The sequence below is a fragment of the Pseudomonas sp. LjRoot71 genome, from assembly GCF_964253255.1.
Classification (GTDB): domain Bacteria; phylum Pseudomonadota; class Gammaproteobacteria; order Pseudomonadales; family Pseudomonadaceae; genus Aquipseudomonas.
This window is the reverse complement of record NZ_CAXURA020000001.1, coordinates 4,254,306-4,276,147: the sequence shown is the minus strand read 5'-3', so window position 1 is coordinate 4,276,147 and position 21,842 is coordinate 4,254,306. Positions and strand designations below refer to the sequence as shown.

General features: G+C 61.2%; 20 protein-coding genes. 6 read left to right on the top strand and 14 right to left on the bottom strand.

Annotated elements, in window-relative coordinates; translation table 11 throughout:
* Nucleotides 1–214: 214 nt before the first annotated feature.
* Entirely contained in the window at nucleotides 215–424 is a 210-nt protein-coding gene (locus tag ACSQ17_RS20160) for a DUF6316 family protein (RefSeq protein WP_233685034.1), read from the top strand.
* 71 nt (nucleotides 425–495) lie between these two features.
* Here the strand turns inward: ACSQ17_RS20160 and ACSQ17_RS20155 are convergent, their stop codons facing one another.
* From ACSQ17_RS20155 to ACSQ17_RS20145, 3 genes are all read right to left on the bottom strand, one after another.
* The gene (locus ACSQ17_RS20155; protein WP_436070283.1) at nucleotides 496–1,680 is read right to left on the bottom strand and encodes a thiolase family protein; all 1,185 of its coding nucleotides are present in this window, start codon (nucleotides 1,678–1,680) and stop codon (nucleotides 496–498) included.
* A gap of 111 nt (nucleotides 1,681–1,791) precedes the next feature.
* Nucleotides 1,792–3,279 (bottom strand): polyphosphate:AMP phosphotransferase, encoded by a 1,488-nt coding sequence (gene pap, locus ACSQ17_RS20150; RefSeq protein WP_436070282.1) that lies wholly within the window; start codon nucleotides 3,277–3,279, stop codon nucleotides 1,792–1,794.
* 73 nt (nucleotides 3,280–3,352) lie between these two features.
* Complete coding sequence (locus tag ACSQ17_RS20145) at nucleotides 3,353–3,661, bottom strand: class I SAM-dependent methyltransferase (protein ID WP_436070281.1); 309 nt, start codon at nucleotides 3,659–3,661, stop codon at nucleotides 3,353–3,355.
* A gap of 538 nt (nucleotides 3,662–4,199) precedes the next feature.
* On the opposite strand from ACSQ17_RS20145, the gene ACSQ17_RS20140 reads away from it, so the two are divergent.
* Both ACSQ17_RS20140 and ACSQ17_RS20135 read left to right on the top strand, forming a co-directional pair.
* Nucleotides 4,200–5,144, top strand: a complete 945-nt coding sequence (locus ACSQ17_RS20140) for a triacylglycerol lipase (protein WP_436070280.1) — start codon at nucleotides 4,200–4,202, stop codon at nucleotides 5,142–5,144.
* A gap of 75 nt (nucleotides 5,145–5,219) precedes the next feature.
* Nucleotides 5,220–6,239: a lipase secretion chaperone gene (locus ACSQ17_RS20135; RefSeq protein WP_436070279.1), complete on the top strand. Its 1,020-nt coding sequence runs from the start codon at nucleotides 5,220–5,222 to the stop codon at nucleotides 6,237–6,239.
* 50 nt (nucleotides 6,240–6,289) lie between these two features.
* On the opposite strand, the gene ACSQ17_RS20130 is transcribed toward ACSQ17_RS20135, so the two are convergent.
* Entirely contained in the window at nucleotides 6,290–6,724 is a 435-nt protein-coding gene (locus tag ACSQ17_RS20130; RefSeq protein ID WP_436070278.1) for a DoxX family protein, read from the bottom strand.
* Between the two features lie 126 nt (nucleotides 6,725–6,850).
* Nucleotides 6,851–8,236, bottom strand: a complete 1,386-nt coding sequence (locus ACSQ17_RS20125; protein ID WP_436070277.1) for a transglycosylase SLT domain-containing protein — start codon at nucleotides 8,234–8,236, stop codon at nucleotides 6,851–6,853.
* Nucleotides 8,237–8,473: 237 nt separating this feature from the next.
* On the opposite strand from ACSQ17_RS20125, the gene ACSQ17_RS20120 reads away from it, so the two are divergent.
* The gene (locus tag ACSQ17_RS20120; protein WP_436070276.1) at nucleotides 8,474–9,298 is read left to right on the top strand and encodes a TatD family hydrolase; all 825 of its coding nucleotides are present in this window, start codon (nucleotides 8,474–8,476) and stop codon (nucleotides 9,296–9,298) included.
* A gap of 191 nt (nucleotides 9,299–9,489) precedes the next feature.
* The gene (locus ACSQ17_RS20115) at nucleotides 9,490–10,956 is read left to right on the top strand and encodes a methyl-accepting chemotaxis protein (RefSeq protein ID WP_436070275.1); all 1,467 of its coding nucleotides are present in this window, start codon (nucleotides 9,490–9,492) and stop codon (nucleotides 10,954–10,956) included.
* 50 nt (nucleotides 10,957–11,006) lie between these two features.
* On the opposite strand, the gene ACSQ17_RS20110 is transcribed toward ACSQ17_RS20115, so the two are convergent.
* The 8 genes from ACSQ17_RS20110 to ACSQ17_RS20075 form a co-directional block, all read right to left on the bottom strand.
* Nucleotides 11,007–11,804 (bottom strand): acyl-CoA thioesterase, encoded by a 798-nt coding sequence (locus ACSQ17_RS20110; RefSeq protein WP_436070274.1) that lies wholly within the window; start codon nucleotides 11,802–11,804, stop codon nucleotides 11,007–11,009.
* Between the two features lie 95 nt (nucleotides 11,805–11,899).
* Nucleotides 11,900–12,673 (bottom strand): CHAD domain-containing protein, encoded by a 774-nt coding sequence (locus tag ACSQ17_RS20105; RefSeq protein ID WP_436070273.1) that lies wholly within the window; start codon nucleotides 12,671–12,673, stop codon nucleotides 11,900–11,902.
* 125 nt (nucleotides 12,674–12,798) lie between these two features.
* Nucleotides 12,799–14,793, bottom strand: coding sequence for a transglutaminase TgpA family protein (locus ACSQ17_RS20100; RefSeq protein WP_436070272.1), 1,995 nt, complete (start codon nucleotides 14,791–14,793; stop codon nucleotides 12,799–12,801).
* Nucleotides 14,790–15,746, bottom strand: a complete 957-nt coding sequence (locus ACSQ17_RS20095; protein WP_436070271.1) for a DUF58 domain-containing protein — start codon at nucleotides 15,744–15,746, stop codon at nucleotides 14,790–14,792. The genes ACSQ17_RS20100 and ACSQ17_RS20095 overlap by 4 nt, the downstream gene beginning before the upstream one ends.
* Nucleotides 15,743–16,660 carry an AAA family ATPase gene (locus ACSQ17_RS20090; RefSeq protein WP_436070270.1) on the bottom strand — a complete coding sequence of 306 codons (918 nt, stop codon included), beginning with the start codon at nucleotides 16,658–16,660 and terminating at the stop codon, nucleotides 15,743–15,745. The genes ACSQ17_RS20095 and ACSQ17_RS20090 overlap by 4 nt, the downstream gene beginning before the upstream one ends.
* A 115-nt stretch (nucleotides 16,661–16,775) precedes the next feature.
* Entirely contained in the window at nucleotides 16,776–18,740 is a 1,965-nt protein-coding gene (locus ACSQ17_RS20085) for a HAMP domain-containing methyl-accepting chemotaxis protein (protein ID WP_436070269.1), read from the bottom strand.
* 185 nt (nucleotides 18,741–18,925) lie between these two features.
* Complete coding sequence (locus ACSQ17_RS20080; protein WP_436070268.1) at nucleotides 18,926–19,534, bottom strand: flavin reductase family protein; 609 nt, start codon at nucleotides 19,532–19,534, stop codon at nucleotides 18,926–18,928.
* The gene (locus ACSQ17_RS20075) at nucleotides 19,534–19,812 is read right to left on the bottom strand and encodes a hypothetical protein (RefSeq protein WP_233685051.1); all 279 of its coding nucleotides are present in this window, start codon (nucleotides 19,810–19,812) and stop codon (nucleotides 19,534–19,536) included. Before ACSQ17_RS20075 ends, ACSQ17_RS20080 begins: the two co-directional genes overlap by 1 nt.
* Nucleotides 19,813–20,056: 244 nt before the next feature.
* Between ACSQ17_RS20075 and ACSQ17_RS20070 the strand changes: the two genes are divergently transcribed.
* Entirely contained in the window at nucleotides 20,057–21,082 is a 1,026-nt protein-coding gene (locus ACSQ17_RS20070) for a patatin-like phospholipase family protein (protein WP_436070267.1), read from the top strand.
* Nucleotides 21,083–21,138: 56 nt separating this feature from the next.
* Here the strand turns inward: ACSQ17_RS20070 and ACSQ17_RS20065 are convergent, their stop codons facing one another.
* A complete protein-coding gene (locus tag ACSQ17_RS20065; protein ID WP_436070266.1) occupies nucleotides 21,139–21,834 on the bottom strand; it encodes a response regulator in 696 nt (231 codons plus the stop codon).
* Nucleotides 21,835–21,842: the final 8 nt, after the last annotated feature.

Here is a 21,842-nt window from a genome sequence, read left to right as displayed (position 1 = left end):
CGGAACCGACACAGCCACAGCCAGGCAGCGCTATGCCGTGCAACTGTACTGATAGCCAGACAGCATCAAGCCAGCTAATTGACGCCAATAAATACGAAAACCAGGAAAAAGAGGCCGAATTTCGCTAAAAACGACCATTTGTCGTTAAATTCAACAGCCAGAAAAACGCCGTTTAGACTGACTTTCAGCAGCTCATTTTGCGGGAGGTTCAACTATGTTCGGTCAACGCACTATCGATCACAGCCCTGGCACCCATTACCGCAGTGAACGCGTCAGCGCGGTCAACGGCCAGTACTTCTTCTCCACCCGCGAGGGCACGCTGGAAGGCCCCTACTTCAACCGAACGGATGCCGAACGCGAGATCGCCTTCTACATCCGCCGGATGATCCAAGCCAACGAAATCATCGAAAGCCGCGCCTTCTAAACCCATACAGCAGGCAATAAAAAACCGCGACGGATCGCGGTTTTTTATTGCTCAGCAATTTTACGGCCTGATCAGCGCACCGCTTCAAACAGCCCGGTTGCACCCATACCGCCGCCTACGCACATGGTGACAATGCCGTAACGCAGCTTGCGTCGCTGCAACTCACGCACCAGATGGCCGACTTGGCGCGAGCCGGTCATGCCGAACGGGTGGCCGATGGAAATCGAACCGCCGTTGACGTTGTACTTTTCGTTGTCGATTTCCAGGCGGTCACGGGCATACAGGCACTGCGAAGCAAAGGCTTCGTTCAGCTCCCACAAGTCGATGTCGGCAATGCTCAGACCTTTGGCCTTGAGCAGCTTGGGCACCGAGAACACCGGGCCAATACCCATTTCATCCGGCTCACAGCCAGCGGCAACAAAACCACGGAAGAAGGCCAGCGGCTTGAGGCCCAGCTCGATGGCTTTTTCCAGGCTCATCACCAGGGTCATCGAGGCTCCGTCAGACAGCTGCGACGCGTTGCCGGCGGTGACCGACCCGTCATCGGCAAACACCGGCTTGAGCGCAGCCAGGCTTTCCAGGGTGGTGTCAGCACGGTTGCAGTCGTCATGGGCGACCACGCCGTCAACGATGCGCTTCTCGCCCGTAGCCTTGTCTTCCACCTGATACTTGACGTTCATCGGTACGATTTCATCGTCAAACAAGCCTTCGGCCTGCGCCCGTGCGGTGCGCTGCTGGCTCTGCAGGGCGTAAGCATCCTGGGCTTCGCGGCTGACGTTGTAACGCCGCGCAACGATCTCGGCGGTCTGACCCATCGGGTAGTAGATACCCGGCAGGTCTTTCTGCAGTAGCGGGTTGAACAGGTTCTGCGTGTTCATGCTTTTCAGGGTCATGGTGATCGACTCGACACCGCCCGCCACGATTACATCGCTGCAGCCCGACGCCACCTGGTTAGCGGCAATCGCAATGGCCTGCAGGCCCGAGGAGCAGAAACGGTTGAGGGTCATACCCGCGACGTTGGTGCCCAGTCCGGACAATACAGCCACGTTGCGGCCGATGTTCATGCCCTGGGCGCCTTCATTGGAGCCGGCCCCGACGATGCAATCATCTACCAGTGCCGGGTCGATACCGGTGCGCGCCAGCAGAGCATTAACGCAATGGGCCGCCATGTCGTCTGGACGGGTCAGATTGAACTTGCCACGGAAGGACTTGGCCAGACCAGTTCGTACGCTGTCAACGATCACCACTTCACGCATGCCGCACCTCATTGCTATTGGGATTGAAGATAGCCCGAGAATAAAGCCAGATAATCTCTATCGGCGATGATCATTCATCAGCCGTATGCGCAACTATCCTGCGGCCCGTGTTCAGTTTTTGGCGAATGCGGCTTCCAGGGCCTCATTGATAGTGCGCAGCACCTTGATCCGGGCAAAACGCTTGTCATTGGCCTCCACCAGCGTCCACGGGGCAATCTCGGTGCTGGTACGGTCGACCATATCGCCTACCGCATCGCGGTACAGCGGCCATTTTTCACGGTTACGCCAGTCTTCTTCGGTGATCTTGAAGCGTTTAAAGGGGATCTGTTCGCGGGCCTTGAAACGCTCCAACTGGGTCTGCTGATCAATCGACAACCAGAACTTCACCAGCACTACGCCGGCCTCGCTGAGTTGCTCTTCAAAATCATTGATCTCGCCATAGGCACGCAGCCAGTCGCCGGTGCTGCAAAAGCCCTCGACCCGCTCCACCAGTACACGGCCATACCAGGAACGATCGAATACGGTGAACTTGCCGCGCGGCGGGATATGTCGCCAGAAGCGCCACAGGTAAGGCTGCGCACGCTCTTCCTCGGTCGGCGCGGCAACCGGGACGATGCGGTACTGACGTGGATCAAGTGCACCGATCACCCGGCGAATCGCCCCACCCTTGCCTGCCGCGTCATTGCCTTCGAATACTGCAATCAACGAATGACGACGCATGCGTTTGTCACGCATCAGGCTGGACAGCCGTGCCTGCTCAACCACCAGTTGCTCGTTGTAGCTGTCCTTGTCCAACGCCTGGGTCATGTCCAGGCTGTCGATCAGTCCGCGTTGATCCAGGCTGGAAGTCAGCGGCGCAGCATGGGGATGGGGGACGGGGCGAGCCTTGGCCTTCAGCGCGGCTTGCAGCCCATCAAGCAGAATGCGTCCGACGGTCAGGCTGCGGTAATACTCATCCACGCCTTCCACCACGTACCAGGGCGCGTAATCGCGGCTGGTGCGGCGCAGCACGCGCTCACCGACGCGCACAAACTTGTCGTAGGTCTTCGACTGCTGCCAATCCAGCGGGCTGATCCGCCAGCTGTGAAGCGGGTCGTCGCGCAGGGCCTTGAGGCGCGCCTTCATCTGCTGCTTGGAGAGGTGAAACCAGAACTTGAAGATCAGCGTACCTTCATCGCAGAGCATGCGCTCCAGCCCCAAGGTGGTGTCGATGGCCTGATCGAGCACGGCGTTCTTGATCCGGCCATGCACCCGCCCCTGCAACATCTGGCTGTACCAGTTACCGAAGAAGATGCCGATGCGCCCCTTGGGCGGCAATTGCCGCCAGTAGCGCCAGGCCGGCGGCCGCGCCAGTTCTTCATCGGTTTGCTGATCAAAGGTGTTGACCTGAATCAGCCGCGCATCCATCCACTCGTTGAGCAGCTTGACCGTCTCGCCCTTACCGGCACCTTCGATGCCGTTGATCAGGATGATCACGGCAAAACGCCCCTGCTGCTGCAACTCGTACTGCGCTTCCAGCAGTGCTTCACGCAGTGCTGGAGCCTCAGCCTCATAGGTTTCTTTATCGATGCTGCGGCCGATCTCGGCGGATTCGAACATGGCCCACTCCCTGACGGTATACGAGGAGCCTAGCGGATCGACAGGGGCTTTGGCCAAGCATTACAGGGCTCAATCAGCGCCGGGTGATCAGCCCTTGCCTGGCCACCCGCGTCAGCTGACGCACGGTTTCCTCCAACTGTTCGGCCGTTGGTGCCTGGATCACCGCCATATCGAAGTGGTTGCTGGCAAATCGCGTCAGCGACTCACCATCGTGCACGAAGTTGATCAGAAAAGTCCGTGGCCCTGCCCAGCGTTTGGGCCAGCCATCGAGGTAGCGCAGCAGAGTCGGCTGGTGGCTGCCGCCGAGCAGGATTTTTGGATTGCGCAGAGTCAGCCCGGATGTGATCGGGGCCAGGCGAATAAGCGGTTGGGGACAGTGCATCGATATGTCTCCGCCTCATTGAGTCCGCTGGGCAGCGGTGAGAGGCGACACCGAACCAGCGCTTTAGCGGAATTTCAAAGCCTCCGAAGAGTGCTTCTCAGGGCGCTGCAATCAGCAGGTAACCCGGCGCCCCGCAAGTAGCTGTTTAAATCGGCGCATGGGTCGGCATCCTAGAGAAGCACGCGCAAAACTTCAAGGCAGCGGCGCGCCCAACCACCACCCCAACCTTCGATTGGCCGCGTCGATAAACAGCCTGCCTGAAGCTGAATAAGCGGACATGCCGTGCCATCTCAACCCGGCATTTGGGGCCTGCCAGCAAGGCGCTGCCGTTTCAGCCCGTAACAACCGCGCAGCAACCTACCGGCGGCAGGTATGCAACAGATCCGGCGCAAGGCCCGTGGCAGAGCCTTGCGCGTGCTTTGTGCGAGCCTGGCATGCTTTCTGCCATTGCCTTGGGGCTGAAGTACGCGCCACGGGATGGGCGTTTTGGCTGCATGGACTGCCTTGAACTGCCCGATAAACCCTAGCGAGAGCACCAATGAACAACAATAAAACCCTGCTCGCCCTCTGCCTGGGCGCCGGCTTGCTGGCCTCTGGCAACACCCACGCCTTCTGGTTCGGCTCCTCTGGCTATACCCAGACCAAGTACCCAGTGGTACTGGCCCACGGCATGCTCGGCTTCGACAGCATCCTGGGTGTCGACTACTGGTACGGCATCCCTGCTGCACTGCGCCGCGACGGCGCCAGCGTGTATGTCACCGAAGTCAGCCAACTGAATACCTCGGAAGCCCGCGGCGAAGAGCTGCTGGCCCAAGTGGAAGAAATCGTCGCCATCAGTGGCAAGCCCAAGGTCAACCTGATCGGCCACAGCCATGGTGGCCCGACCATCCGCTACGTTGCAGCCGTCAAACCGAGCCTGATTGCCTCGGCCACCAGCGTCGGTGCACCGCACAAGGGTTCGGCCACAGCCGACTTTATCCGTCAGGTTCCACCAGGCTCGGCCGGTGAAACCCTGTTGGCGGGCATCGTCAACGGCCTCGGCACGCTGATCAACTTCCTCTCCGGCAGCTCCAGCACCAGCCCGCAGAATGCCCTCGGCTCCCTGGAGTCGCTCAACAGCCAAGGCGCTGCGCGGTTCAACGCCAAGTTCCCGCAGGGCATTCCCACCACCGCTTGCGGTGAAGGTGCCTACAGCGTGAATGGTGTGCGCTACTACTCCTGGAGTGGCACCAGTCCGGTGACCAACATCATCGACCCCAGCGATCTGCTGCTCGGCGCCACCGCCCTGACCTTCAAGGGTGAAGCCAACGACGGCCTGGTCGGCCGCTGCAGTTCGCGCATGGGCAAAGTGATCCGCGATGACTACCGGATGAACCACCTTGATGAGGTCAACCAGACCCTGGGGCTGACCAGCCTGTTCGAAACCGACCCGGTCACGGTCTATCGCCAGCATGCCAACCGTCTGAAAAACGACGGTCTATAACAGGTTCGCCAGGGGCTCACGCAGCCCCTGGCGCATCTGCGCAGCACCCCGCTTGCCATTACCTGAAGAGTGCCCGTGAAAAAACTTCTGCTGCTGTCCCCACTGCTGTTCGCCGGCTGCCTGGCTCTGGCGCTGTACCTGCAACCTGCGGATATCGCCACGCCACTCAACGACAATCCCACCGCAACCACACAACCCGTGCAAGCGCCCAGCAGCGCGCCCCAGGTCACCGCGAGCAAGGTGGTCGAACCGCTCAAAAGCCTGCCGGCTTCCTTCAGTGGCACCAGCGTAGACGGCATCTTTCGTCTGGATGCCGACGGTAACCTGCTGATCAGCGAAGACATACGGCGGATCTTCGATTACTTCCTTGCCGCCGTGGGCGAAGAACCACTGCGCGCCAGCGTGGATCGGCTGCGTGCCTATATCGCCGCACAACTGCCGGCCAATGCTCGCGAACAGGCGCTGGTTCTGCTCAATCAATACCTCGATTACAAACGCGAGTTGGTCCTGCTCGAACGTGACCTGCCGCAGATGGCCAACCTGGATGCCCTGCGTCAACGCGAGGCGGCGGTACAGGCCCTGCGCGCGCGGATCTTCGACAGTGAAACGCAGCAGGCTTTTTTCGCCCGCGAACAAGCCTATAACCAGTTCACCCTACAACGCCTGGCGATCCTGCACGACAGCCAGCTGGACGATGCCGGCAAGGCTGCCGCCATCGACCAGCTGCGCAACAGCCTGCCCGCCGAGATGCAGGATGCCGTGTTGCCGCAACTGCAGAACGAGCTGCGCCAGCAGACTGCGCAATTGCAGGCGTCCGGCGCCAAACCGGAGCAGATCCGCCAGCTGCGCCAGCAACTGGTCGGCGCTGAAGCCACCCAGCGCCTCGAAGTGCTGGACCAGCAGCGGCAGACTTGGAAGAAACGTATCGCCCAGTACCGCGTCGACAAGGCCGCAATCGAGAACAACACCGGCATGAGCGCCGGTGACAAGCGCGCGGCGATTGCTCAACTGGCCACGGAAAACTTCGACGAACGCGAACGCCTGCGTCTGGAAGCGGCCGAGCAGCTAGCGGCACAGGAAAAGCCGCAATCCTGAGATGCAAAAAAGCCCACCGAAGTGGGCTTTTTGTTTACTGCACAGGTAGATCAGCCAGCGATGCGCTTGTCCAGCGACAGCTTGCCAGCACCTTCGATCAGCACCGCGATGCTGATGGCCAGCAGAGCCAGGGCAAACTCATAACCGTTGTTGCTCATGAAGAAACCGTTGGCCAGGTGCACCGTGGCAATTGCCACCACCATAGTCACTGCCAGGACTGCCGCCGCCGGACGTGCCAGCAAGCCGATGATCAGGGCAATACCGCCAAAGAACTCGGCGCTACCAGCCATCAGCGCCAGCAGATAACCCGGTGCCAGGCCAATGCTTTCCATCCACTGGCCAACACCTTCCAGGCCGTAACCACCAAACCAGCCAAACAGTTTTTGTGCACCGTGGGCGGCAAAGGTGATGCCGGCGATGATACGCAGGATGGTCAGGCCGTAGCCTGCTTGAGTTGCAACAACAGATTTGATCAGAGCGTTCATGTGCAGCAGTCCTTGTTGTGGGGAGTTGATGGAGTGAAGATTAAACCAATTATCCAATATTTAAAGCGGATAAAATCGCTATAAAATATCGAATAAATTAATAAATAAGCACTCTCGACCTGCGCGCTAAGGTTCCAGCAGATAGCGCTCACGGTCATAAGCAAGGTAGTACTTATTCACGCTATTCACATAGCTGACTACACCCATGCCCATCTGCTCCATCGCCACCCGCTCCACCTGAAAGAACCACTGATTGGGGTTCAGACCACGCCGGCGCGCTTCTGCCCGCAAGCCCTGTACCCGTTGCGGGCCCAGGTTATAGCCGGCCAGGATAAAAGCCATGCGTTCACGCTCATTGAGCTGCGGGCTGTTGAAGTAGTTGCGGCGAATCATCGCCAGGTACTTGGCGCTGGCCTGCACGTTGTTGTCCAGCACGCTGATATTGCTCACGCCCACACTGCGCGCCGCCGCCGGGGTGATCTGCATCAGCCCCGTGGCGCCACTGGCACCACGGGCCGCCGGATTGAGGGTGGATTCCTTGAAGGCCAGCGCGGCCAGCGCCAGCCAATCAAAATCATGCTGAGAGGCGTAGCGCTGCAAGACTGGGCGGACTTTCTCCAGGCGCTGGCGCTCAGTGCGCCCAAGCGGGTAATGCACCTTGTACAGGCGCCGGTACACCCGCTGGAACACCGCGTCCAGATCCGCCGGGTCGTGATAGCCCTTGAGAAAGCGGTCGATGCTGGCGCCAAGCATTGGCGTATCACGCCGCACATACCAGCGCATGTCGCCGTCCTTGGACAATTGCAGATGACGATCGAGACGCAGCTTGGGCATCACTTTGGCCCAACGCTCGGCAATCGGCTGCTCGACAGCCGTCACACTGAAGATCCCGGCCTGGACCATCTCCAGTACATCTTCGACGGCCAGGGTCGGATCGACCCATTCGATGATGATCGGCGAACGCTTGCTGTCGATCAGCTTCTGATTGAGCAACCGAATCGCCTCGCCGGCCACGCTGCCAGCGGGCAGCGCCAGGCTGCGTCCGGAAAGTTGCTCAAGGTTCTGGTAACGCCGATTACCCTGGCGGGCAACGATGATCAGCGGCACATCCTGGCGAATTGCAGCACTGGCGCTGAGCTTGCTGCCACGCGGCATATTAAGCAGTTCACCGGGAGCGACCAGATCCCCTTCACCGCGCTGCAGAGCGGCCAGTAACTGGTCCTTGGCCCGTGGAATAAGTTTCAGCTTGAGGCTGCGGCCATCGCGCGCGTTGCGATTGAGGTACTGCTCGAAGGCCCGCAGGCGGTGGTATTCGACGCCGATACTCTGACCTTTGACTTCGCCCGAGCTGTTACGACTCTGATTGACCAGCACACGCAACTCACCGCTGCTGCGAATGCTCGCCAGGTCACGGGCAGCCTTGGGTTGCTCGATTTCCAGCGGGCCAGCCACACGCGCCACCGCTGTGCAGGACAGCAGCAATAGGCAGCAGGTGAGTAGCACTCGCAGCATCAAGGCTCCAGGACAAAAATGGCCGACAGATCAATCCAGCAACCCCGGACAAACCTGCCGGGCGGCATACAACTGACCGCTCGCGCGGGGCGCGGAGGTTCGCACAGCCCACCCATGGACGCCAGCCAGTTATTACATACAACATCACGTATACGATCTAAATATATGTATTGGTTAGCTTTTTAAATCGATAAAAAAGCTCTGCTATGCTGCCCGGTCAATTCAGCAGGTAGCACCATGCAACTCATCGACATCGGCGTCAATCTGACCCACCCAAGCTTTGCCGAACAACGCGAAGCACTCCTCACCCGTGCCTATGCGGCAGGTGTGCAGCAGATGCTGCTGACCGGCACCAACCTCGACGAAAGCCGTCATGCCCTGGCGCTGTGCCGGCAGTTGGATGACGGCGGCACCCATTTGTTCAGTACCGCTGGCATTCACCCTCACGACGCCAGCAGTTGGAACAGTGACAGCTATGCCGAACTCAAGGCCCTGCTGGGTGACGCCAGAGTCCGCGCTGTGGGTGAGTGTGGCCTGGATTTCAACCGTGACTTTTCCCCCAGGCCGCAGCAGGAGCAAGTACTGGAACAGCAACTGGCCCTGGCCGTGGAGCTGCAGTTGCCGGTGTTTCTGCATGAGCGCGATGCCGACGAGCGCCTGCTGGCGATCCTGCGCCACTACCGGGATCAGCTGCCGGCCGCCGTGGTGCATTGTTTTACCGGGGAGAAGCGTGCGCTGTTCAGCTACCTGGATCTGGACTTGCATATCGGCATCACCGGCTGGATCTGCGATGAGCGGCGCGGCAGTCACTTGCATCCGCTGGTCAGGGAAATTCCACGCGGCCGCCTGATGCTGGAAAGTGACGCACCCTTCCTGCTGCCACGCAGCCTGCGCCCAAAACCGAAGAGCGGTCGCAACGAGCCGGCCTTTCTTGTGGAAGTGCTGCGCGAGGTGGCCCTGCACCGTGGGGAAACCGAGCAGATACTGGCCGCCCACACCAGCGCGGCGGCACAGGCGTTCTTCAACCTGCCCCATCTGGAGGGTGTTCAAGCATTGGTCTGACTCAAGGCATATTGATGAGGATCAATGCGCTTGGTTGGCGTTGCTTGATACTGATGGCACTTTGCCTAAGGGTTTGCTGCCTTGTGCCTAAACCCGAAGCGCTTTGCGCCGATAACAGGCTTATCGATATGCCTCGATAAGCCCGAGCCAACCGGCAATGGCCAACCCACCTCCGCAAGGAAGAGATGTGCATGAGTCACTGGATTAGCGATCTTTCCCTGAAGTACAAATTCTGGGCCGTCAACGCCGTAGCCTTCTTCACCACCCTGCTGCTGGTGCTCTACGCCATCAATCTGGAGCATCAGGCGCGTCACGACGCAGCCAAACTCGCCGCCCAGCAGCAGGCCCGCCTGCTCAGTCAGTGGCCGGCAGAGCAGGCCTTGCCCAGTGGCGACAACCTGCTGAGTTTTGCCAACGGGCAAACGCCACGCCTGCCGGATAACCAGGGCAGTGCCCTGGCCAATACACGTGGCTGGATCGAACTCAATGGTAGCGGTGGGCTGATCGGCGCAGAGGTGATCACCCGCCAGGATGGTCAGCGTCTGGCCGTCACCGCGAAGGCACCCAGCCAGGTGGAGATATTCTTTGACCGCGCGCCCAGCTATGCGCTGGTGGTTGCCCTGTTGATGCTGCTGCTTCTGACAGCCTCGCAGCTGCTGATCCGTTTCCTGCTCAGCCACCTCAACACCCTCAAGGACGTGATGCTGCAAGTGGAGAAAAGCGGCGATCTGAGCGCTCGCGTTCCCCTCAACAGCCGCGATGAGGTGGGCCAGATGGCCAGCGCCTTCAATGCCATGCAGGCTGGTTACCAGCGTGTCGTTGGCATCGTCGCGCAATCGGCCGCGCAGCTGGATGAAGGTGCCGAGCGCATGGCCGGCAGCATGCGTAACGTACGCCAGGGCATGCTCGATCAGCAGAGTGAAACCGAACAGGCGGCCACCGCGATCAACGAGATGTCCGCCACGGTGCACCATATTGCCGAACACACTGCCGATACCCGCGATCAGTCGAAGAACGCTGAGCAACTGGCCCGCAGCGGCCAGCAGGTGGTCAACCGCGTAGCCCTGTCGATCTCCGGGCTGTCCAGTGGCGTGCAACAGACCGCGCAGATGATCGAGCAACTGGCCGCCGACAGCCAGAAAATCGGCGGCGTGGTCAGCGAAATTCATGGGATCGCCGAACAGACCAACCTGCTCGCCCTTAACGCAGCGATTGAAGCCGCCCGCGCCGGTGAAATGGGCCGAGGTTTTGCCGTAGTGGCTGACGAAGTACGCAACCTGGCCAAGCGCGTGCAGGACTCAACCGACCTCATCACCCAGATGATCAATACCCTGCAAAGTGGCACCCGTGATGCCGTGGACTTTATGCAAGACAGCTCGATCAAGGCAGATGAATGCGTCAAGCAGGCGGATGAAGCCGGTCAGGCGCTGGTCGCCATCACCGAATCCGTAGCGCATATGCGTGAAAGCAACACACAGATCGCCGTGGCGGCCGAACAGCAAAGCCAAGTCGCTGAAGAGATGAACCGCGCCGTGATCCGCATCCGCGATGTCACCGAGCAGACCGTCGGGCAGACCGGCGAATCGGCGCAGACCAGTGCCAACCTGGCCAGCCTGGCCGGCGAACTGAACAAAGCCATCCGCCAGCTTAAGCTGTAGAGGGCCAAACGGTTGTTGCCGTTGCTCTCTGCAACGGCAACAACCGGCGTTTAACCAAACACGGCTACCGTCTGCCGGCTGATGGCCAACAGCTCACCACCGGCTGTCCACATCGCCGCTGCCACATGGCCGTAGCCATCACGGGCATGCTCGATATGCGCGCGATACAGGCACCAGTCCTGCGTTGTCAGCGCAGTCATAGGCTGCACGAACTCGATGGTCCAGGTCAGCGTACTGCCGGGCGCCGGCGCACTCAGGTGCGGCAACACGGCGGGTGGCCAGGCATCGACCAAGGCCAGCAGATGGGCCTCGTTGACCGCTTCGACCGTTTCCTGATCACGCAGACGCACCCAACCGCCCATATCCCGCGATGGATTGCCGCTGAACGGCATGCCGCCGAAGGCCCAGCGCATGGCCAGGTGGCGGGTGAATTCAGGGGTGACATTGGGGATATACGGCAACTCCTGGCAGGCTTCCACTGCCTTGGCTTGCGGGGCTGGCTCAGCCGCGACCGCGATGCGCGACTCACGCCCAGCGCCGAAGCTGCCCTGGACGATGGTCACCACCTGGCCATCCTGCACCGCACGGCCGAGCACCTGACTGACCGCCTTGCCTTCACGCAGCACTTCCACCTCAAAGCGCACCGGCACATCCGGCGCCGCCGGGCCAACAAACGTGATAGCCAGGGAGCGCGGCGGTCGCCCACTCGGCACCTGGGCACGCATCGCTTCATACACCAGCGCAGCCACCAGGCCACCAAAACTGGCGCGACCCTGCCCCCACTGCGCCGGGATCGACACGGCCTGCGGATTGTCACGCACAGCCTGAAGCAATTCAGAAAAACCCATAACCACCTCACACACCCAAGATGCCGGTGATCTTAGGGCAAAGCCTGCGGCTAATGGAACGGCATTTATGCCAAACTAACGACCTTTCTGCCAATTCATCCCGAAGAAGACACAAACTCCATGGCCAGCACCTGCAAGGCCTGGTCAGCCTGCTGTTCTGCCTGCTGCATGGCCATCCGCCAGGCGGTTACACAGGGCTGCAGGTCGCGTTCGGCCTCAGCCCGCAACAGCCACTGCCAGTGATCATGCCAATCACCCAATGCTGACTGCGCCTGTTTGAGCGCGGCGGCAGCCGACTCAGGCAAGCCACTCAACTGCGGGTAAGCCTCATTGGCGTAGCGCAGCCGCTTGACCAGCAAGCGCAAACGGTGGCGATCATGGGCAGGATCAAGCAGGGCCTGGCTCAGCCGCTGGCGATCCTTGCGCAAGCGCTTTCTGATCAGTTTCTGTAAACCGCCCTGCTGCCCGCTGTCGGCAGCCTCCCGCCACTGCTGCGGCCAGAGGTCAAGAGCGCTGAGCAGCTGCCGCAGTGCGGCGCTGTCCAGCAGGTGCGCATAGCCCTGCTGCAGCAATGGCCTGCGGGCCTGGGCAACGCTGATAAGCCCCTGCTGGCGCAAATGCTCCTGCAGCACCTCAAGGTCGCGCAGCGGGCCACTCAGGCGCCCCAGCTCTGCCGCCCGCTGTTGCAGATCCGCACAGGCAGGAATCGCGGTAAGCGGCCTTAACAGGCTGCGCAGTTGGCGCAAGGCAATGCGCAGATCATGCAGGGCCTCACCGTCAGTACCTGCCAGCAATCGCTCGCGGCAGGCAAACAGGCGCACCTGAATGCGCAGCACATGCCCTTGGACCTTTTCGCTTAAGCCATGCATCACATCACTCCTGTGAAATTGCCCCTCAGCTTATGCGCATCCCCGATGCCTACAAGTGGCCAATGGTCGCGTGTATTGCCACCGCAAAAACCGCAGCAGACACGCGACCACCAAACAAGCCGGCGCTAGGGCTCCAGACGGGTAAAACGCCAAGGCAAGGCCTTGCGCAGTACATGCAGGTGCATGCGCAATTGAGCCGGTACCAACGCCTGCCCGGCATAGCGCTGCGCCTCAAACGCAGAGGCAAACGCGGCAATTGCCAGGGCCTGCTCGGGTAACTGTTGCGCAGCACGCGCCGCATAATCGCGCGGCCCTTCGCCAGGCTTGCGCGGCACACCATGACGCGCCAGCAAGGTTTCAAAACGACGGAACAGACGCTGTTGCACATCACGCTCGCGCTGCCAGGGCTTGAACAGCCAAAGCGCCAGCAAACCCAGCAACAGGCCACCGCCGCCCACCAAGCCGAGCACCAGCGACTGTGCATCCACCCGCCCCAGCCAGCGCTGGAGAAACTCCAACTGCTGCTGGCTCTGATAGCCCAACACCCAGCGTTGCCAGCCGTAGTTGATGTTGTCCCAGGCCAGCCGTAGCTCATTCAGCCAGCTGAGGTTGCGATAACGCAGCGGCGAAAAAGGCGAATCCTCAAGAAAGCTCTGCTCCCCGGCCAGAGCTTCTTCCAAACCCATTTCAACTCGCTCGGGGGCCACCTGAAAGGTCGGATCAACACTGACCCAGCCTTTCCCCGCTTGCCAGTATTCGACCCAGGCATGGGCATCGAACTGACGCACCTGCACGTAATTGCCCGCTGGGTTGTATTCCCCCCCCTGATAACCCGCTACCACCCGCGCAGGAATGCCGGCAGCGCGCAGCACATAGGTCATGGCCCCGGCATAGTGGGCGCAAAAGCCGCTGCGGGTCTCGAACAGAAAATCGTCGATATTGTTCACCCCTAAGGTCGGCGGGGTCAGGGTGTAAGCAAAGGGTTCACGGTTGAAGTGGCTGAGCAGCGCCTGCACCAGCTGTTCGGGCTGTGCATGTTCACGTTTGAGCTGAGCAGCCCAGGCACGGCTGCGCGGTTCGCCCTGATCGGGCAACTGCAAGGCACGGCGCAGGGCCTCCTGGGGCGGCTGCGGCTCACGCTGCGCCTCGGGCCAGGAGGTGACCTGATAGATCAGCGAGCGGTCCACCGGCTGACGGCGTTGCAGGCGGAAATCGCTCATCTGCCGGGTCTGCTCCAGCGAGGTTTGCGCCACATCCAGGGCAAACAACCAACGCTGTGAACTGGGCTGCATGACGATGCTGTAGCTCAGCGCCTCACCTCGCTTGAGCCACTGCGCGCCCGGAGCGAACTCGGCGTAGTCGGACTGTGACCAACGCCGCCCATCGAAACGATCCAGAGTCAGTGCACGCCAATACAGCTCACTGCGCGGCGGCGTTACGCCCTCGAAACTGGCGCGAAAAGCCAGCGCGGCAGAGCGGCTCAGATCGGCGATATCCGCCGGGGCCATGCTGTCCGATAGCCCAGTCGTGGCCTTGTCATTCGGCACCGGCAAAGACCACAGCGGCCCCATGCGCGGGAAGAATACAAACAGCAACAACATCACCGGCAACGCCTGTAAGAGCAGCCCGCCGGCCAGGCGTGCGGTCGGCCAGGGTTGCTCGGCCAGGCTGCTCTGCTGCAACCCGATCAGCGCGGCCAGCAGTGCTGTCACCGGCAACAGGCTGTAAAAAGCCATCAGCATGCTGTCATCGAACAGGTAGGCGGTGACCACCACAAAGAAGCCCAGAAACACCAGCACCAGGGCATCACGCCGCGTACGCATTTCCAGCAGTTTCAATACAAAAGCCGCAACCAGCAGCACCACTCCGGCATCCAGGCCAATTAGGCTGCCACGAGAAAGAAACACTCCAACAGCCGCAGCCAGCATCAACCCGCCCTTGGCCCAGGCATTCGGGTAACGCGCGCGCATGCGGAAAATCTGGATGCGCCAGGCTGCGCTGCCCAGCCACAGGCCAATAATCCACAACGGTAAATGCGTCAGATGGGGAATGATCACCAGCACCTGCGCCACTAACAACCACGTCAGGCTGATGCGCGGAATCGTGGTAACCCGGCTCATGGCGCACGCCCGAACAGCGCCAGGGCACGCAGGCAGGCATCGCGGTGCAGCTCGCCACTGTCAGCGTCCAATACCTGGCCCGGCAGGCTCAGGGCAAACGGCTGCTGCCGCTCGGATAACTGCAATACCCAGTGGCAGAGCAGCGACAGGCGCGTTTCCACATCACCGGCCAAGGCGTCGAAATCCAGGTACAGATCACGCCCGCTGATCGAGGCAAAATCCTTGACCAGCAGGCCCTGGCCCCGGGAATAGGCTTTCCAGTGCAAGCGGCGTTTGGAGTCGCCCGGCTGGTAGGCCTTCAGCCCCTGATAATCATCTACACCCTGACCATGGGGCCGGCTACCCTCCTCTTCCTGATCCTCACTGGCACCCGCGGACAGCGGCAAATCACCCGGCAAAGGCCGCGGGTAGACCAGCACCTGCTGATCCAGATCGACCCAGCTCCAGGCCACCAGAATCCCCAGCGGAAAACGGCTCTCGACTCGCAGGCGACCAGGCCGCAGCCAGCCGCGCTGCAGCGCCGGCAGGTTTAGCTGAGATTCGCTCACACCCTGCGCCGGCACATCCAGCGTCTGCAAATCGGGCGGTGGCCAACCCAGACTGACGGCCTGATGGGGTCGCTGGCTGCTTTCCAGGCGCACGCGAAAACTGGCGGGCTCACCGACAAATACCGCCGGCGCAGTGCCGGCCTTGAGGATCAGCCCAGCCAGGTTGCGGTAGGTGTGCAGGATGGCCACGATAAACACCGAGGCCAGTAGGAAGGTCAGGCCATAGGCCAGGCTGTTCTGGTAGTTGATCGCCGCCAGCAGCATCAACAGCAGCGCCAGCATAAAAGCCGCACCGACCCGACTGGGGATGATAAAAATCCGCCGCTGGTTCAGTCGCACGCTGGCCGCAGCCGGAATGCGCCGCGCCAGCCAGCGGTTCCAGCGCGGTCTGAGCTGGGCGATCAAAGCGCCGGCACCTCACGCAACAACCACTGCACCAGGCTGCCCGCGCCATGCCCCGCTGGGTCGGCACGCTCGCGCAGGCGATGGCCAACCACCGAGGGCAGCACGGCTTGCACATCTTCCGGAATCACGTAATCACGCCCGGCGAGGAAGGCCCAGGCCCGCGCAGCCGCCAGCAGCGCCAGGCTGGCCCGTGGTGACAAGCCCCAAGCGAACTGCGGCTGGGTGCGTGTGGCATCGACCAGACGCAACACATAGTCGATCAGCGCGTCACTGGCACGCACCTTGGGGATTTCCGCCTGCACCAGCGCCAGCTCGGTGTGATCCAACAGCGCGGGCAGGGTCGGCAACAGCGAACGCCGCGAGTCACCGAGCAACAGGGATTTTTCCGCCGCCTTGCCGGGATAGCCCAGGGACAGGCGCATCAGAAAACGGTCAAGCTGCGACTCGGGCAACGCAAAGGTACCGCCCTGGCTTACCGGGTTCTGCGTGGCAATCACGAAGAAGGGTTCGGGCAGTGGCCGGGTCGCGCCCTCAATGGTCACCTGGCCTTCCTCCATGGCTTCGAGCAGCGCGCTCTGGCTTTTCGGCGTGGCACGGTTGATCTCATCGGCCAGCACCAGCTCGGCAAAAATCGGCCCCGGATGAAAGATGAATTGCCCGGTGTCCTTGTCGAACACCGAGGTGCCGAGGATGTCACCCGGCAAGAGATCAGAGGTGAACTGAATACGCTGGAAACTCAGGCCCAACACCTTGGCCAGGGCATGGCTGAGGGTGGTTTTACCCATGCCGGGCAAGTCCTCAATCAGCAGGTGGCCGCGCGCCAACAGGCAGGTCATGGCCAGACGAACCTGCGCCTCCTTGCCCAGAACCACCTGATTGATCGAGTCCAGACAGGCATCTAATTTCGTGCGCATCGCTCACTCCTTATGCAAGTGAATCGATGCTACTGGGCAGCACGGGGCCGGCAAAGAGCAAAGTTACCTTTGCTCACGAATCTTTTGCCTCAGCTGCGACGCACATCGCAGGTACTCACAGACGAAAATCTGCTGCCATACCCTGTAGCTCGCGGCCCAGACCCGCCAACTGGCTGCTGGAGTTAGCCGAGTCATCCATGGCCAGCGCGGACTGATCAGCAATGTCGCGAATCGAGGTCACGCTGCGGCTGATTTCCTCAGCCACCGCCGTTTGCTGTTCCGCAGCAGCCGCAATCTGTTGGTTCATCTCGAAGATCTGGCTGACTGCTGCAGCGATTTCCGCCAGAGCGCCCTCGGTCTGACTGGCATCCGCCACCGTCTGAGTCACCAGCGAACCGCTCTGGCGCATGTCTTCTACCGAACGACGAGTACCCTCGCGCAGGGTGGTGATCAGCCCTTCGATTTCCGCCGTGGACTGCTGAGTACGCCGCGCAAGGGCACGTACCTCGTCGGCTACCACAGCAAAACCCCGGCCCTGCTCGCCGGCCCTTGCAGCTTCGATGGCGGCATTCAGCGCTAGCAGGTTGGTCTGCTCGGCCACACTCTTGATCACATCCAGCACCGCGTCGATACGCTGGGTGTCCTGACTGAGCCGCTCGATGCTCTGGGTAGTGGTCTGCATGGCATTCGCCAATTGATTAATCCGGCCAATGGTCTGCTGCACCACAGCCACCCCGCTGCTGACCCGGCGATCGGCCTGCTCGGTGGAGGCCGCTGCCGCCTCGGCATTGCGCGCCACATCGTGCACGGTGGCCGTCATTTCACTCATGGCGGTGGCGACCTGATCAGTCTCGACCTTCTGTCCATTGACGCCTTGACGCGTTTGCTCGGTACTGGCCGAGAGTGATTGCGCGGCGGCAGAAATCTGCTGCACACCACCTTGCAACCGGCCGACCATCTGCCGCAGGTTACGCGACATGGTCTGCATGGCCGTTTGCAGCTGACCGACCTCATCACCGCGCTGTACCTCGATCTGCACGCTGAGATCCCCCTCGGCAATGCTGCGTGCCTGCTCGATTACCTGCTTCAGCGGGCGCACGATCAGCACGGTGATGGTCAGCGTCGCCAGCAGACCGATCAACAGCGCCAGCGCCGTGGCCACCACAATCAGCCAGGTGCTGCTCTGGAGTTGCCCGTGTAAGCCGTCTTTCTGCCGGGCATAGGCCTGATCAACAAGATTGAGGATACGCCCGGCCTGCTCCACCAGATTCTGGTACTCGCGCTTTTGCTGCTGCAGCAACCCGGTGTATTCACCCAGCCGATCATTGAAGGAATTGACGTTGCCGATCACCTCGGCCAGCACCGCGGCATAACCGGGGTCGGCCATGGCATCACGCAATTCACCGGCCAACGCCTGCGCATCAACGGCTTCCTGAATGCGGGTAGGAATCGCCTCGCCACTGCTGCGACTCTGCTCCAGCAACACGCGCGCCTGATCCAGGGCGCGCAACAGCAGCTGATGTACCTGACTGATCTGCCCCGCCTGCATCAGGGACTCACCGCCCTGCTGGCCCTGGCTGCTTTTGAGCAAATCGACGCCGTCTTCAGCCAGACCGTCCTTGAGCAGATCGAGGCTGTTGGACGCGCTGACCACCAGCCAGGTCGAGGCTTCCAGCGACAGACGCATATTGTCGCTCTGCTCGACATAACGATTGAACGCTGAGCGATAGGCCGTCATAGCCTCGGCCACCTGATCCAACCCAGCCCGTTCAGCCTCCGGCAACAGCGCCTGTAGCGCAGCACTGGCGTCGACAATCTGCTGTGCCTGTTCGTACAGCCGGGTGGCGTGCTGCTTATCGCCACTTAGGACGAAATCCTGCTCGCTGCGGCGGATCTGCATGACCTGGCTATTGATCGCGCTCATGCGTTCCAGCAGCGCCGAGCGCGCACTGACATCGCGCAACGCCAGAAACCCAGTGGCCGCCACCAGCGCCGTGAACGCCAGCACAATGCCAAAACCCGAGGCCAGCTTGCTTGCCGTGCTGAAACTGGCGACCTGCCGCTGCACCACAGTCCACATAGCTCCCCCTGCCGAATGACCACAAGGCAGCCCGGCGCTGCCTGCATTCAAAGTTGGCAACATAGGAGCACAGCCGTGCTGGCGACAAGCCAGCAGACCGGCACGTGGTGCTAACAGCTAAACAGAGGTCGTTTTTCGCTTGATAGCGCTTGACCGACGCCCGCAGGTGCCGGCCACGATCAGAGCTAACTGGGGCGTTGCATCTCGAAGGTGTCGCGGGTGCGGGTGTAGGCCATGCCGCCCAGCCGCCCAACCAGATCGAGCTTGTGTGCATCGATACGGCCCCGTTCGTCCAGCACCGCATCGTCGATATGCGCCAACAGCACCTCGGCGAAAATCAGATGGCAATTGGGCTTATCCGCTGGGTAGGCCTGGACCTGCGCCACCCGACATTCAAAGGCCACAGCCGCACCGGCGACCCGTGGCACCGCAACCTGCTGCGAAGGCTGGCTGGGGATGCCGCACTGTTCAAACTCGCTGATGCCATACGGCACCACCGCCGCACTGGCATTCATCGCCTCGGCCTGGGCAAAGGACACCAGTTGAATCACCAACTCGCCGTTGGCCTGCACATTCAGCAGGGTGTCCTTCAGGCTGCCATCGGCGCGGTGATTGACGTTGACCATCAAGGTTGGCGGGTCATCACTGATCACCTGAAAGAAGCTGAACGGCGCCAGGTTGCTGACGCCCTCAGCCGATTGCGTGGAAACCCAGGCAATCGGCCGCGGGGTAATGGTCGACGCCAACCAGCGGTAGCGTTCAAGCGGCGCGAGGGCCTTGAAATCCAGTTGCATCAGCGACCTGCTCGCGACTCACGAATATAGAAACGGGCGCGCTCGGACTTCGCCGTACAACCCTTGTAGCCCTCGAACTGCTGCTGGGTTTTCGCCGCTGTGAGCAGCGACAGCGCCTTGGAGTAACTCACCGTACCGGCGAAACCCTCGGCCTTGGCCAGGTCCAGCTCGCGCCAGGCGGCATCCAGCTGGTTGGCGCAGGTGTTGCGATAGGCAGTTTTACCCGCACAGCCGCTGAGTACCAGCAGCAACATGGGCAACACGATCCACAGTTTCATCAGGTAACTCCTGCAAGATAGACAGACAAATGACTCAACATCTGGTGCATCGTCGGCAATCAGCACGATGCATCAATACAGCCAGTAAGACGCGCAGACCGGGGAAAAGTGCCAACCCCCATCCAGACGCTCTAAGGCGCCACAACGCGCAGGACCGAATGCGCTGGATACTAGCAAATCGCGCCTTGGCGGCGCACCGCGCGGCGCGTATGTTCGCGCTATGAATAGTGATGGGGGTATCAGGATGAGCAAGCGCATTGCGCTGGTACTGGGCTCCGGTGGTGCGCGTGGTTATGCACACATCGGCGTGATTGAGGAACTGGAAGCCCGTGGCTATGAAATCGCCTGTATCGCTGGCTGTTCCATGGGCGCAGTGGTTGGCGGCATCTACGCCGCCGGCAAACTTGACGAATACCGTGAATGGACGCAGAGCCTGGATTATCTGGATGTACTGCGTCTGCTCGATGTGAGCTTTCGTCTGGGCGCGATTCGCGGTGAGAAGGTCTTCGGCAAGATTCGCGAAATAGTCGGTGAGATCAATATTGAAGAGCTGCCGATACCCTTCACCGCCGTGGCCACCGACCTGACCAACCAGCAGGAAATCTGGTTCCAGGAGGGCTGCCTGCACCAGGCCATGCGCGCCTCGGCGGCGATTCCCAGCCTGTTCACCCCGGTGGTGCAAGGCAAACGCATGCTGGTCGATGGCGGCCTGCTCAACCCGCTGCCCATCGTGCCGGTGGTATCCAGCCACTGCGACCTGATCATCGCAGTCAACCTCAACTCGACCAATCAGCAGCACTACGAGCTGCCGGTGATCGAACGCACCCCTGCACTCAAGGGGCGCTTCGACCTGCTGATGAGTTCCCTCGGTTCGCGCCTGCCCTCGTTCAAACGCAAACAAGGCGAGGACGACGCCCTGCTTCTGCTGGAAGACCACAGTCATGCCGTGCAGCCTGAAGCGATCAACCCCTGGCAGCAGAATGCCCGTGGCAACCTGGACAAAGCGGCGGCCCCGAAATCCGCCAGCGGCTCACGGGTCGCCGACCTCAGCGGCCCGGCCTCACTGCTGGAGTTGATCAACCAGAGTTTCGAGGTGATGCAAACCTCATTGGCGCAGTACAAGATCGCCGGCTACCCGCCGGACATTCTGATCAACGTGCCCAAGCGCGTGTGCCGCTTCTTCGAGTTCTACAAGGCGCCAGAGCTGATCATGCTCGGCCGGCAGATCGCCAGCGATACGCTGGACAAGTATGAACGCGGTGACAACTAGAGCCTTTACGACCGGCTACGCACCAGCCCTGCTGCATTGCAGACGAGCTACAGGACCTAGGCGCAATCGCGTAGGCGATAGCCAACTCCAGCTTCGGTGACGATAAAACGCGGCGCGGTGGGGTCGTCATCAAGCTTCTGCCGTAAATGGCCGACCACGACGCGCAGGTAGTGGCTGTCCTCGCCGTGGGTCGGGCCCCAGATGTCCTTGAGCAGTTGCTGCTGGGTCACCACTCGGCCGATATGCTTGGCCAGTTGTGCCAGCACCGCATATTCCTTACGGGTCAGGCTGACCTCGACGCCATCCAGGCTGACCCGTCGATAGGCGAAATCCACCTGGAGCGGGCCACTGCTGACCGCCGCGCTGGCCTGCTCGACACCACCACCCAAGCGCAACAGCACGCGCACGCGGGCGAGAAACTCCTGAATGCCAAACGGCTTGGTCACGTAGTCATTGGCGCCGCCATCCAGCGCCAAGACTTTTTCACCTTCGCTGGCACGCACCGACAGCACCAGTACCGGCACCTGTGACCAGGCACGCAGCTCGCGCAGGATCTGTTGGCCATCCATATCCGGCAGGCCGAGGTCGAGCACCACCAGATCCGGCTTACACAGTGCGGCCTGGGCCAGGCCTTCCTGCCCCGTAGCACCTTCCAGCACTTTGTAACCCTGTGCTGTCAGGCTGATTCGCAGAAATTTGCGGATCTGCGCTTCATCATCGATAACCAGAATGGTTGCGGGGCTTTGGCTCATCGGCTATC

Excerpts from the sequence above, each read along its gene's own strand:
- ACSQ17_RS20125 (WP_436070277.1), bottom strand. The coding sequence starts at position 8,236 with ATGCTGCGAGTGCTACTCACCTGCTGCCTATTGCTGCTGTCCTGCACA.
- ACSQ17_RS20075 (WP_233685051.1), bottom strand. The coding sequence starts at position 19,812 with ATGAAACTGTGGATCGTGTTGCCCATGTTGCTGCTGGTACTCAGCGGC.
- ACSQ17_RS20115 (WP_436070275.1), top strand. The coding sequence starts at position 9,490 with ATGAGTCACTGGATTAGCGATCTTTCCCTGAAGTACAAATTCTGGGCC.
- ACSQ17_RS20080 (WP_436070268.1), bottom strand. The coding sequence starts at position 19,534 with ATGCAACTGGATTTCAAGGCCCTCGCGCCGCTTGAACGCTACCGCTGG.
- ACSQ17_RS20140 (WP_436070280.1), top strand. The coding sequence starts at position 4,200 with ATGAACAACAATAAAACCCTGCTCGCCCTCTGCCTGGGCGCCGGCTTG.
- ACSQ17_RS20155 (WP_436070283.1), bottom strand. The coding sequence starts at position 1,680 with ATGCGTGAAGTGGTGATCGTTGACAGCGTACGAACTGGTCTGGCCAAG.
- ACSQ17_RS20090 (WP_436070270.1), bottom strand. The coding sequence starts at position 16,660 with ATGCGCACGAAATTAGATGCCTGTCTGGACTCGATCAATCAGGTGGTT.
- ACSQ17_RS20085 (WP_436070269.1), bottom strand. The coding sequence starts at position 18,740 with ATGTGGACTGTGGTGCAGCGGCAGGTCGCCAGTTTCAGCACGGCAAGC.
- ACSQ17_RS20110 (WP_436070274.1), bottom strand. The coding sequence starts at position 11,804 with ATGGGTTTTTCTGAATTGCTTCAGGCTGTGCGTGACAATCCGCAGGCC.
- ACSQ17_RS20100 (WP_436070272.1), bottom strand. The coding sequence starts at position 14,793 with ATGAGCCGGGTTACCACGATTCCGCGCATCAGCCTGACGTGGTTGTTA.
- ACSQ17_RS20160 (WP_233685034.1), top strand. The coding sequence starts at position 215 with ATGTTCGGTCAACGCACTATCGATCACAGCCCTGGCACCCATTACCGC.
- ACSQ17_RS20065 (WP_436070266.1), bottom strand. The coding sequence starts at position 21,834 with ATGAGCCAAAGCCCCGCAACCATTCTGGTTATCGATGATGAAGCGCAG.
- ACSQ17_RS20105 (WP_436070273.1), bottom strand. The coding sequence starts at position 12,673 with ATGCATGGCTTAAGCGAAAAGGTCCAAGGGCATGTGCTGCGCATTCAG.
- pap (WP_436070282.1), bottom strand. The coding sequence starts at position 3,279 with ATGTTCGAATCCGCCGAGATCGGCCGCAGCATCGATAAAGAAACCTAT.
- ACSQ17_RS20070 (WP_436070267.1), top strand. The coding sequence starts at position 20,057 with ATGAGCAAGCGCATTGCGCTGGTACTGGGCTCCGGTGGTGCGCGTGGT.
- ACSQ17_RS20120 (WP_436070276.1), top strand. The coding sequence starts at position 8,474 with ATGCAACTCATCGACATCGGCGTCAATCTGACCCACCCAAGCTTTGCC.
- ACSQ17_RS20145 (WP_436070281.1), bottom strand. The coding sequence starts at position 3,661 with ATGCACTGTCCCCAACCGCTTATTCGCCTGGCCCCGATCACATCCGGG.
- ACSQ17_RS20130 (WP_436070278.1), bottom strand. The coding sequence starts at position 6,724 with ATGAACGCTCTGATCAAATCTGTTGTTGCAACTCAAGCAGGCTACGGC.